This window comes from Shewanella sp. Arc9-LZ, assembly GCF_010092445.1.
Lineage (GTDB): Bacteria > Pseudomonadota > Gammaproteobacteria > Enterobacterales > Shewanellaceae > Shewanella.
In genome coordinates this window covers 210,303-222,820 of sequence record NZ_CP048031.1, presented here as the reverse complement: position 1 = coordinate 222,820, position 12,518 = coordinate 210,303, and the positions used below count along the sequence as shown (strand labels likewise).

Below are 12,518 nucleotides of genomic sequence, written 5' to 3'. Positions count from 1 at the left end.
CACATTGTTGAGTATCCTATGCCGCAAAGTCCACCTGTCAATTTAGAGCCCATCCTCTTGGATGCATTAAAACTCACTCCAAATTGTTTCGGTGTACTCAACCAAGATAAAGAAGTTATCTACTGTAATCAGCACTTCGCCAGCATCTTTGGCACTACCACAGAAGATGCTATTGGCAAAAAATCAGGCGATTTATTACGCCACGCTTGGGAAACTAAGCAAGGCGTTATTATCAATACTGATGATTTTGAACAATGGCTGGAAAATCTGCATAAACTGCATTCAGAAAAGGCTCTAAACCAGTATGAAACAGATCTGTCTGATGGGCGTTGGTTTAAAATGACCAGGATTAACTTAGACAGTGGTTACACCATTATTATGGGCGCAGATATCACCAACCTAAAACAGGCACAAACATCACTAGAACAAGCACATCAACAAATCGAAAGTTTAGTGAATACAGATCAACTAACTGGGGTGCATAATCGTCGCTCATATAACCAATTAGCAAAACAAGAATGTGCCAGAGCGATCAGATTTAACCAACAGTTATCCTTGTTGGTTATCGATATCGATTACTTTAAAGTGATTAATGACAATTTTGGTCATGAGGGCGGAGATAGCATACTTAAACAGTTTGCCCAAATATGCACTGATTTACTGCGCCAATCAGATTCATTGTCCAGAATCGGTGGTGAGGAGTTTACCATCATCTTACCGATGACCGACGGTGAAGGTGCAATGATCATTGCTGAGCGTATTCGAGAACATATTGCCAAACACTCATTTCATACCACTCAAGCAAATAGCAACATTAAGGTTACCGTATCTATTGGCGTAAGTTCATTAACCGCCGGAGACAAGGTAATACAAGACCTTTTTAGCCGAGCAGATATGGCTATGTATTGCGCCAAACGCGGCGGCAGAAACCAAGTACAGCAAGCACAGACTGTATAACTTGGTTTCATATAGCCACCATTATTGAGAAAAACGTTTAAACCCTGGCGCTCATAAAATCGAGGTTAATGTCCTTCTGTAAACAAGTAATTTAACCAGCCCTGCATTCTTAATAATACCTTTCTCATTACCGCAACATGGCTAAAATGATCGGTATAAATAGCCACTTGCCCTGCGACACCTGCTGGCAATGATTGTCTTATTGCGTCATCTTCTAGCTCAATCAACACCAATACTCGACCGCGTTGAAACAACTTATTCGATGACTGTAAATTTCCGCTAAATTGAATTTCACCTTCTGCCATAGCAGGGAGTATTTTGGCAACTTTGCCTTTAAACACTTGTCCAGGCATGGCATCAATTATCACTTCGGCTTCATCACCTTCTTTAAGACGTAATAATGAGTTTTGCCAGAAAGCGCCAGCAAAATATCTCGTCTCATCTGGAATAAACGTCAGTGCTGGGCGCAAAGGTAAAGGCACAGCCATAGCGCCTTTTCGTAGCGCTAATTGAGTCACTACACCATCCGCAGGCGCTCTGACGACTGTTTGCTGTAAGTCATATTCAGCCTTAGCGAGTTCAGCTTGTAGGCCTGCTACTTTGGTATTGACGCCATCAATATTCGACTCATATGCCAAACGAGTCCGCAGCCCCTCAGCTAAAGCGGCATCTAGTTGCGCTGATGAAGCTATGTATAATTGGCGACGATTGTCGAGCTCAAGCTCAGTAAACGGTGAATTACGCCCCGCTTTTTTGCGACCGTCTTCATAGCGTCGATAGACTGATTCTGTACGATCTTTATCTGCTGTTGCTTGTTCAACTTTAGCTGCCGCTATTTGAAAAGCGGCTTCAAGTTGTGGTACTTGCAGTTCTGCTTCTTTTAGCGCCGCTTGTTTTTGCTTAACCATTGAAAGGTAAGGTGTAGGGTCAATTTTAAATAACACCTCACCTTCTTTTACTGGTGTATTTGGCTTAACATTGACTTCGATAACCAATCCTTTAACTGCGGGCACAATCGGAATAGTGACAAAATACTCGCGAGCAAACCTCGAATAGGGATGGTTATAATTCATTAAAATTAATAAAGTACCAATTAATACAATTCCACCAAGAATAGCTGTCGGCACAGTCCATTTGGTTAACGGAATTTTAAATACTTTAAAAACTGCGATACAAAATGCGGTATAAGTCAGTATCAGTAGTAAGTCCATGCTTAGGCCTCTTGTGAGTGTTCATCAGAAACGGGAGGAGTCGTGACAGCAGAACGTTGCTCTAATAGCGACAAACGATCCGTTAACGCTGTGACATGATTCATTAGCTCTTTAACTTCACCCTCGAGTATCAATTCTCGCTTTCTCGAATCACTAAATCCCCAGCCTCTATCTTCTCGATATAACGTGGCCCAAATCCATAAAAATGGCCAAATGGCATGCAATGTAAATAAGCTTACCCAACCCGCAATATGCAATGCATCTTGCTGTGGATGATTACGTTTTTTCGCAATCTCGTAAGGAATATCATGAATCGCAATAATGCCGTAAAAAATAAATATCACGACAAAAAATATAATCCCTAACGCAAAATAATCTAAAAACATATCTGCTCCCAATTTCAATTTATTATCATCAAAGTGTCTTTACTTAAATAAACAATGAACCTATTTTTAGTATAGAACTGATTACAAAAAATACATTGAAACTGTTGCAACAACTAAGAAACTAAGCAGATTATCTATTTTATAGTCATTGCCTCCATTACTTATTTGCACGAATTAATGCAGTAATCATGGCAACTTTGAGGTTATTTATGCATAAAAAAGCCCACGTTATTGGCTAACGCGGGCTTTAGATAATGTAAGCAACAATGATTACCCCCTAGTCTGTTGCCATTTTTTGCAAAAACTCAAGTCGCTGCATTTCTTGCTCATCGGGTTGCCATGGCTCATCAGATAACGACTCAACCGCAAAATCACCTAACTGGTAGGCAGGTTCCTCACTGTGGCCGTACTGAGTTAACTCACCGGGTACTGCAGGGCGGCGCTCCAATACAAATGTACTCAGAACATAAGGGCCTTTATATTGCGCTAACACCCCTTTATAGGCTTTAAGATCCAGCACCACAGAGCCTTCAGTCAGCTTGTCTGAACCCGTTAGCAAGGCAATCGGCTGCTTATCTGCTGTATATAGATTGGCCCGTAAACGATAATAACCCGCTTGCTCAACATCCAATTTAACTGGTATCAACATATCACTGCCTTCAGCGCGGATATCCTCCACTCCGGTTATTGTTGCCGTAGGATGACTATATTCTATGCCTGTTTTTAACGTTTGTTTTTTGCCCTTAGCGCTAAAGGTAACACTGACCTCCATTGGACCATTCCAATCGTCTTCAGCATTCAGTTGTATCGCCCATTTTCCATCGGCACCTAGCATGGTTCCGCTAATGAATGGCTCCGATCCACTTATAAGCTCACTACGTAATGCTGCACTTGCCCCAGCAACAAGCAAGCCATTAACGTCGAGATTAATAACCACTGGTTCAGGAAAACTAAAACGATACTTAGGCAACACTATGCTGGCACTGGCTCCATCTTGGAGCTGCACCGGCTGAGGAATGTAAGCATTGGGGTTAAGTAAGTGCGTATCATCAACCGATAAAGGCATTGAGTAAGATGGCAACTCAAGTTCGCTAGCATAAGCCTCTGCCATAAGCTGAAAACTATCACTGATCGGCTGTGGAAGCTTTTCAACCACGGTCATCGTTTTAGTTTGCATGTGTTTTACTACTTTCAGTTTGGTTGGCGCGGTATCATCTTGCTCGATAACGGCCGCACTCTGAGGTGGCTCAAGTGCCGACTCAGAAGTGTAAACCCAAAACCCTACTGCCGTAGCGAGTAGGGATATTGTTATAATGATTTTTTTATATTTCATATACGCTTAGTTAGCAGCCTGATACACAAGTGCTGACATGCTGGTTTTATTCGAATGATTAACCACTCTATAACGTGAACTAAATATCCACCAGCCACGTTTTTCATCATAGGTGCTGAATTGTAAGTTATCGCCATTGAGATAATTGGCACGACTATTAGCAGAAGTTACTTCATCTTTAGCGCCATTTAAAATAGTGTCACCATGGCTATAACCTTCACTCATCAACATTGGATAGTGATAAGGCATAAATCCGCTCGGGCCATTAGTCGAGGTGAGCTTGCCATCAAATGCTACACTGCGCGAACAACTGTTGTAACTGCCAACGGCCGCAGCACCACAACTAGAATGGCTGGCAACAACGCCATCATCTTCGCCGGGTAAAAATGCCCCTGTCACGCCGAGAAAGTCAGAGCCTGCCCCAGCAAAACGTAAACGTGGCACTCGGCTTTCGGGAAACGCTGCCAATTGGCGTGCAGTATTTACGCGTAAATCATTCAATACCCCAATATTGGATGACGATGGCAGTTCTCCTAACCATAACGAGACAGCTAGTTTTAATGTTGCATCTATCAAACCTGAACCACTGGCGACATTAACCGCCAAATCAGCCAATTCAACCCCACCACCCGCGCCAGAAAAGTCAAATGTAGCGACTATATTAAGCGGCTTTAAACCTGCGTTTTGCAACCATAGCGCTTGGTTATCAATAATATAGCGCATCACTAAATCGCCAGTAGAATGGGTCACAAATACACAACCGCTGGTACATGTCCCCTCACGCGACAACTGTTGCAATTTAGGCCACACATATAGACTGGTTATTTTATTGGCAATACGCTCTTGCGATGGCCAATCAATGCGTGCATCAGCGCGATCACGCCAATATTGCGCCCAGTACTCTGAACCATTGTCAGTTACCTGTGTACCTGTCGGCTTACTTTGTAAATTATCCGGTTGAAAGCCATGCACTAACACTACTGGGTAGCTACCAACCGCTGCTTGAGCTGCGCCAGTTAATAAGCCTGCCAACAGTAAAAGTATCGATTTTGTCATTGGGTTGTCCTCTTATTTTATCTGCTGCAGCGCCAACAGCACTGTTAACAGAACTTTATTATTTTGTTACTCATATTGGATTTCTTATTACAACTCCAACATCAACATAGAGCAGAATCAAAACAATGCAACCACAAAAATTCGGCCTATTTATTGTCAAAATAGACCGAGTGTTTGAATTAACAGATAACAATTTAAACCGACTAGTATTCCGATATTTAGCGGTAGGCAATAACAACTCAAATGGGACGTTATGGTATTTGACACAGATGTTTTAAGTAATTACTCAAACTTGTAAAAAAATTTAACCGAATGTTGGCGTGGCTATCTTATGAGTGATATCAATGAGTGATATCGATGAGTAAAATCTATAGCTAGAGTGGTGATAGCGTGATGTGCATTGATCCTAAATTGAATACATAAGAAGCGATACAAACGACAACAACCTTTCCATACGCAGCATGGTTAAATAAATGACTGCTCTATAGTGTGTTCTAGCTATGGTTTATGGTGGCGAAAAAAAAGCCCCGCCGATGAATATCAACAGGGCTTGGTTACTAATATCTACCTCGATGCTATCGAAATAAGTACTTATCGTTATGCTTTTATAGCTATGCTTTTTTAGCTGCTATGGCTGCTTGCACTTGATTGATAGCGGTGCCACCTAATACATCACGTTTTTCTAAACACGCTTCAATCGTAAGGTTTGGATACACATCATCGCTAATCACGTTGGCAAATTTCTGTAGCTCAGCCACGCTTAAGTCTTCAATCGGCTTTTGCTCACCAATGGCAAATACCACCACCTCACCCACTACATGGTGTGCTTCACGGAACGGCATACCTTTAGCCACAAGATAATCCGCAAGTTCAGTGGCATTAGCATAACCTTGTTGCGCCGCGACCAAAGCTTGTGGACGATTCACTTTTAAGCCCGACAATACTAATGCTGCCATGTCTAGGCAAATAGCCCAACTGTCGACTACGTCGAATAAGCCTTCTTTATCTTCTTGCATGTCTTTGTTGTACGCCAATGGCAAGGCTTTCATGGTCGTTAAAATACCCATTAAGCTGCCATATACACGGCCGGTTTTACCACGAATAAGCTCTAAGGCATCGGGGTTTTTCTTTTGTGGCATCAGTGATGAGCCAGAAGTGACTTCATCGGCTAATGAGATAAAATTAGCTTCGCCAGAGTTGAAGAAAATTAGGTCTTCAGCCATGCGGCTTAAATGCATCATACTGATTGACGCGGCGCTGCATAATTCAACCACGTGATCGCGATCCGACACACTGTCTAAGCTGTTTAAGGTTGGGCGAGCAAAGTTTAACGCTGCCGCTAACGCGTGGCGATCAATCGGATAAGCGGTACCGGCTAGTGCGCCAGAACCTAATGGACATGAATCGGCACGGCTTAATGCATCTTGTAGGCGGCTAATATCACGCTCATACATTTCAACATAAGCCAGCGCCCAGTGACCAAAAGTAACTGGCTGTGCACGTTGTAAATGGGTGTAACCCGGCATAACCGCATCGACTTCACGCTCGGCTAATGCAATTAACTCTGCATGCAATGTACCTAAACGTGCGAGTAATGCTGCACCTTCTTTTTTGCACCACAGCTTTAAATCTGTGGCGACTTGGTCGTTACGCGAACGGCCCGTGTGGAGTTTTTTGCCTAAATCGCCTACTTTGGCAATCAGCTTTTGTTCAACAAAGCTGTGTATATCTTCGGCGCCGTTGCTGATAATCGCTTGCGGATCGTTACCCACTTCCACCAGCAGCTCATTTAACGCTGCTTTTAAATCGATACATTCTTTTGCAGTAATAATACCGACGCTAGCAATGGCATCTGCCCATGCAATAGAGCCGACAACGTCTTGTTCAAATAAGCGGTAATCCACTGGCAGTGAGTCATTAAACAACTTGAAAAGTGCACTGGTTTCGCCCTGAAATCTTCCGCCCCATAACGCCATGTCGGTATCCTCTGTTTTGAAAACTGTTTTAAGAACTGGGTGTTTAATAATATAGCTGTAAGTCTTATTCTCTTTCTTGTAATGACTCTCTGTTTGCCAAAAGTCATTATAAGAAAGGCGCTTTGCAGCGCCTTTATATCGTTGGCGTAAAATCTATTTAGTGTTTAGCGCGCGAATACGGCTCGCTAAAGAATATAAACGGATAAAGCCTTCAGCGTGTTTTTGATCGTATACGTCATCTTCGCCAAACGTTGCGAAAGCTTCTGAATACAAGCTGTTTGGCGAACGTTTTTTAACGGCTGTCGCTTGGCCTTTATACAGCTTAATCACTACATCACCATTAACCGATTCTGCTAATGATTCTGACGCTGCGATAAGTGATTTACATAAAGGGGTAAACCAACGACCGTCGTACACTAGGTGCGACATTTGCCCAGCAATTTGCTCGCGCCACGTACGGCTAGTTTTGTCTAAAACTAATTCTTCAATGGCACGCAGACCAGCAAACATTACGGTGCCGCCTGGTGTTTCATAACAACCACGAGACTTCATGCCCACTAAACGGTTTTCGGTAATATCGATACGACCTACACCGTGTTTGCCAGCAATGTCGTTTAGCTTCATGAGTGCAGCATATGGCGATAATGCTTCGTCATTTACATGAGTCACACGACCATGCTTAACCGCTAACGAGACATATTCAGGCTCATTTGGTGCATCTTCTGGTGCTACTGTTAATGTCCACACGCCTTTTGATGGCTCGTTCCATGGATCTTCTAACTCGCCACCTTCGTGCGAAATGTGCCATGCGTTGGCATCACGGCTATAAATTTTGGTCGCTGAAGCACTGGTTTTGATATCACGCTCTGCAAGGTAAGCCAATAAGTCTTCACGGCTACGCATTTCCCACTCACGCCAAGGCGCAATCACTTTTAAGTCTGGTGCTAATGCAGCAAAACAACCTTCAAAACGAACTTGGTCGTTACCTTTACCAGTACAGCCATGACATACCGCATCAGCGCCGACTTTACGGGCGACTTCTACTTGCGCTTTAGCAATAATAGGACGCGCCATTGACGTACCTAACAAGTATGTACCTTCGTAAATAGCACCCGTTGCAATAGTTGGGTAAATATAATCAGCAACAAACTCTTCTTTTAGATCGACGATATGGCACTCAGAAGCACCTGACGCTAAGGCTTTTTCTGTTAAGCCAACGAGCTCTTCTTCACCTTGGCCGACGTCGGCACAAAATGCGATGATTTCACAGTCGTCATAAGTTTCTTTTAACCATGGGATAATAGCCGAGGTGTCTAAACCACCTGAATATGCCAATACCACTTTTTTAACACCGTTTTTTTTCACTGCATTAGACATGTTTATTTCCTAAAATCGATTACGTATATTTTCAATTTAAATAACGCCAGAGGCACTATTGACTTAATCTTTTGAATAACTTAAATAAGGTGACTAACTTAATAAGGTCACTAATACTGCATTTTGCGCATGCATGCGGTTTTCTGCTTGATGTAAAATCAATGAACCTTCGCCATCCATCACTTCATCTGTCACTTCCACACCACGATGTGCTGGCAAGCAATGCATAAAGAATTTAGCACCAGCTTGAGCCATTAGCTCACTATTAACTTGATATGGTGCAAAACGGGCTTTAATGTCAGCAAGCGGTGTTTCATCACCCATAGAAATCCAAGTGTCGGTGTAAATAGCATCATGGCCTTCAATGGCATTAATGTCTGCACTTAGAGTTAACTTGCCACCATTTTGCTTTGCTAACGCCTGAGCTTCTGTCACGATGAGTGCATCAGGGAATGCCCCTTCAGGGCAAATCACTGTCATGGTCATGCCTAAAATCGCTGCACCATAAATCAGTGAGTGGGTGACGTTATTACCATCGCCAACATAAGCCAGTTTTGCTTGGCTTACGTCATCAAATTGCTCTGATAGTGTTAAAAAGTCAGCTAGCGCTTGGCATGGATGGTACAAGTCAGACAAAGCATTAATCACCGGCACGCTGCCATGTTGAGCTAATTGTTCTATGGTGGTGTGCGAGTATGTTCTTGCCACAATAGCATCGGCCCAGCATGAAATGTTTGTCGCAAAATCAGCTACCGTTTCGCGTTGTCCCAACGCACCATTTTGTTGGTCTAAGTATAAGCAGTGACCACCTAATTTATTAATGCCAATGTCAAAGCTGACTCGGGTGCGCAGTGATGGCTTTTCAAACAGCATCACAACGCTTTTACCATCTAAGGCGCGACGGTACTCAGCGGGGTTATTCTTAATTTTTTTAGCCAGATCAATGATGGCTAAAAGCTGAGATTGAGTTAACTCTTTTATCGACAATAGGTGCTGCATATACTACTACTCCATTAAGGTTGTATTTGAGTCCCGACGGACCCACCTTTGACTAAGGTTTTTAACTGTTCGGCATCGCGCCATGAAGCAACTTGCACGGGTTTACCCATCCATTGAGCAACTTCCAATGCGGCTTCTACTTTGACTTTCATGCCTTTTTCAATCACACCTTGGGCAACAAGATGTTCAATTTCACTTTTGTTTAAACTCTGTATTAACTGACCTTTACCATCTAACACACCCGATACGTCTGACAATAACACCAACGTACCGTTAACTAATTTTGCTAAGGCTGTTGCGGCTTGATCTGCGTTGACGTTTAACATGTCGCCTTGGCTAGAAATGGCAATCGAGCTACAAATTGGCATCCAGCCCTGGCTTAAAATAAAGTTTAAGTAGGTCGCGTCTTTTGGCTCAACTTCGCCCACAAGTCCTAAACGCTCATCTTTGATTTTTGCAGTAACAACATTGCCGTCGCCTAAGCTCATGCCTACGCTAACAATGCCAGCTTTAGCTGCAGCTGCTTGTAAAATTTTGTTTGAGGTACCTGCTAGCGCGCCAACAATAATAGGAATTTGATCTTCTGGCGTAACACGTAAACCGTCTAATTTAACCGTTTCTTTGCCATTAGCGGTTAATTGCTCATCAACCAAACAACCACCGCCATGGACTAATATGACTTGTTGACCCGCAGCAAGCATTTCGGCTGCTGCCGCCATTAAACGCGCCATGCCCATTTCGCATTGAAGCAACGCACCACCGACTTTTAAAACTAATACTGATTTTGTAGCCATTATTTTTATTCCTTCACTAATGCGAGTTAATTACACACCGAAATGGATTTTAATGCACTGTAGACCTTGGCTAGCAGCACCTTTCATTAAATTGTCTATCGCACTGGCGACCACTAAATAACCGCTGTTGGCATCATACTTCCAACCTAAATGACAATTGGGGGTGTTAACCACATCATCAACTTTAGGGAATTGATTGTGCTTTACTGTCACTATTGGCGCATTGTCGTACACGCTATACGCTTTAGCGACATCGGCTTCTGTAGTGCCTGGTTTTAGTTGCACGGTAATGGTTGCCAAAATACCCCGCTTAAAGTTACCTAAATGCGGCGTAAAAATAACTTCCTGACCTAAATGTGTCGCAATCTCAGGCTGATGTCTGTGACCCAATACACCGTATGGCGTAAGGCTAACTTCGCAGAAACTGGTATGTAACTGTGCTTTACGACCTGCACCTGTTACACCACTCACGGCATTAATGACTGGATACATTTCAGTTAAGAATGGTTTAAGCGGTTTTAGTGCAGTAAGTGAAGCCGTAGGATAACAACCTGGTACAGCAATCATTCTTGTTTGTTTAATTTGTTCGCTGTTCCACTCTGCTAAGCCATACACCGCCTGAGCTAATACATCAGGGTGAGTATGTTCAAAACCGTACCATTTTGGATATTGCGCCACATCGGCAAAACGATATGCACCGCTTAAGTCAAATACCGCTAAACCTTGCTGGTAAAACCATGCGGCAAGCTCTAGGCTAACTGAATGCTCAGTCGCTAAAACCACGGCATCGGCTTCGGCAACAATTTTCTTTTTAGCGTCATCTGATAACGGCGAAAGCGTATAAGCCATGTGACTATATGTAGGGTAAAGGTCGGCTAATTTACGGCCTTTATCTAAACTGTTTTCCGACACATACAACCCTTGAACGCTGAAGTTGCTGTCTGCGTTAATTAACGAGGTAATTTGTGCACCGGTATAACCACTGGCGCCAATAATTGCGATGCTTTTCATAAGTTTGTTTTCTTGTTAAATAATGAGAGAAAGTGTCAGCATAGCCTATTTAGACGGGGGCCGCCTAATTTTGAACTATCGTCGCAGGAAGTTCGCGTTGATTATTGATATAGTGGTTTTAGCAGTAAGAAAGCACATGTTTATTTTCATTTCTATCGTTCTATTTATGGTGTCGGTTAATGCTGTTTGCTAGACTATCACACAATATTAATTATGCAATATATGTGAATAAGTATTTTACATATTATTTTTTAGGATAACCCATGAGCACACTACCAGATCTAAAAAGTTGTTTTACACAGCTGATTGCAGCGCCATCAGTCAGTGCACTCGAAGCAGAACACGATATGAGTAATCATGCAGTTATCAACTTGTTGCAAAATTGGTTCAGTGAGCTGGGTTTTGAATGCGAAACCCCCACGGTAGAAGACTCGCGTAATAAACAGAACTTGATTGCCAGAATCGGCAGCGGCAGTGGTGGGCTTTTACTTGCGGGCCATACAGATACTGTGCCCTTTGACGAAGGCCGTTGGAGCCAAAGTCCATTTGAGATGGTTGAAAAAGACAATCGTTGGTACGGCTTAGGCACTTGCGACATGAAAGGCTTTTTTGCGTTGGTACTCGAAGCATTAAAAGACATGCCACTTGATCAATTCAAACGTCCGCTGACTATTTTTGCTAGTGCAGATGAAGAAACCACCATGAGCGGCGCTAAAGCATTTGCCGACTCAAAAGTTATCGCACCTGATTATGCTGTTATTGGTGAACCCACCAGCTTAAAACCTGTCTATATGCATAAGGGGCATTTAGCCCAAGGGATCCGCGTAATTGGTCGAAGTGGTCATTCATCTGATCCTGCTCGCGGCTTAAATGCTATTGAAGTCATGCATAAAGTCATTAGCCAGCTAATGAAGCTAAAGCAGCACTTAAGCGAGAACTATCGCGAAGATGCGTTTACTGTACCCTACCCAACCATGAACTTTGGCCATATTCATGGCGGTGATGCCGCAAACCGTATTTGTGGTTGCTGTGATTTGCATTTAGATATTCGTCCTTTACCAGGAATGGAGTTAGCGGATCTGGAATTAATGGTATTGAACTACTTATCTGACATCAGTAAAGAGTATCCTGGCAGCATAAGTGTCAGTACTTTGTACCCAGGCGCTGAATCGTTTGCAGGAAAAGCAGATAATCCATGGACCAAACTCGTTGCAGAATTGTCTGGCAACGAAGCAGAAGTGGTCAACTATTCAACTGAAGCACCTTATATCAACAAACTAGGTTGCCAAACTTTAGTACTTGGGCCGGGCAGTATTAACCAGGCCCACCAACCAGATGAATTTATTGGCTTAGAATACTTAACGCCAACGGTAGAATTGATCAAAAAAATGATTTTTCATGCCTGCATTAAGTAAACA

11 protein-coding genes are annotated in these 12,518 nt (G+C 43.0%); 2 read left to right on the top strand and 9 right to left on the bottom strand.

Annotated elements, in window-relative coordinates; all coding sequences use genetic code 11:
- The first annotated feature begins 18 nt into the window (after positions 1–18).
- Entirely contained in the window at positions 19–957 is a 939-nt protein-coding gene (locus GUY17_RS01075) for a diguanylate cyclase (RefSeq protein WP_162022038.1), read from the top strand.
- Between the two features lie 65 nt (positions 958–1,022).
- Here the strand turns inward: GUY17_RS01075 and GUY17_RS01070 are convergent, their stop codons facing one another.
- From GUY17_RS01070 to argC, 9 genes are all read right to left on the bottom strand, one after another.
- Positions 1,023–2,168: an HlyD family secretion protein gene (locus tag GUY17_RS01070; protein WP_101084825.1), complete on the bottom strand. Its 1,146-nt coding sequence runs from the start codon at positions 2,166–2,168 to the stop codon at positions 1,023–1,025.
- 2 nt (positions 2,169–2,170) lie between these two features.
- On the bottom strand, positions 2,171–2,554 hold the full coding sequence (locus GUY17_RS01065; RefSeq protein WP_123778793.1) for a DUF3302 domain-containing protein: 384 nt from the start codon (positions 2,552–2,554) through the stop codon (positions 2,171–2,173).
- A 277-nt stretch (positions 2,555–2,831) separates the two neighbouring features.
- A complete protein-coding gene (locus GUY17_RS01060) occupies positions 2,832–3,887 on the bottom strand; it encodes a hypothetical protein (protein ID WP_162022037.1) in 1,056 nt (351 codons plus the stop codon).
- A gap of 6 nt (positions 3,888–3,893) precedes the next feature.
- The gene (locus tag GUY17_RS01055; RefSeq protein WP_162022036.1) at positions 3,894–4,943 is read right to left on the bottom strand and encodes a hypothetical protein; all 1,050 of its coding nucleotides are present in this window, start codon (positions 4,941–4,943) and stop codon (positions 3,894–3,896) included.
- A gap of 611 nt (positions 4,944–5,554) precedes the next feature.
- Positions 5,555–6,919, bottom strand: a complete 1,365-nt coding sequence (argH, locus tag GUY17_RS01050) for an argininosuccinate lyase (RefSeq protein WP_162022035.1) — start codon at positions 6,917–6,919, stop codon at positions 5,555–5,557.
- Between the two features lie 153 nt (positions 6,920–7,072).
- The gene (locus GUY17_RS01045) at positions 7,073–8,296 is read right to left on the bottom strand and encodes an argininosuccinate synthase (protein ID WP_101084820.1); all 1,224 of its coding nucleotides are present in this window, start codon (positions 8,294–8,296) and stop codon (positions 7,073–7,075) included.
- A 93-nt stretch (positions 8,297–8,389) separates the two neighbouring features.
- The gene (locus tag GUY17_RS01040) at positions 8,390–9,295 is read right to left on the bottom strand and encodes an ornithine carbamoyltransferase (protein ID WP_162022034.1); all 906 of its coding nucleotides are present in this window, start codon (positions 9,293–9,295) and stop codon (positions 8,390–8,392) included.
- A 14-nt stretch (positions 9,296–9,309) separates the two neighbouring features.
- Positions 9,310–10,089 (bottom strand): acetylglutamate kinase, encoded by a 780-nt coding sequence (gene argB / locus GUY17_RS01035; protein ID WP_101084818.1) that lies wholly within the window; start codon positions 10,087–10,089, stop codon positions 9,310–9,312.
- Positions 10,090–10,119: 30 nt separating this feature from the next.
- Positions 10,120–11,100: an N-acetyl-gamma-glutamyl-phosphate reductase gene (gene argC / locus GUY17_RS01030; RefSeq protein WP_101084817.1), complete on the bottom strand. Its 981-nt coding sequence runs from the start codon at positions 11,098–11,100 to the stop codon at positions 10,120–10,122.
- A gap of 263 nt (positions 11,101–11,363) precedes the next feature.
- Here argC and argE point away from each other — a divergent pair, with 263 nt between their 5' ends.
- The gene (gene argE, locus GUY17_RS01025; protein ID WP_011635680.1) at positions 11,364–12,515 is read left to right on the top strand and encodes an acetylornithine deacetylase; all 1,152 of its coding nucleotides are present in this window, start codon (positions 11,364–11,366) and stop codon (positions 12,513–12,515) included.
- Positions 12,516–12,518: the final 3 nt, after the last annotated feature.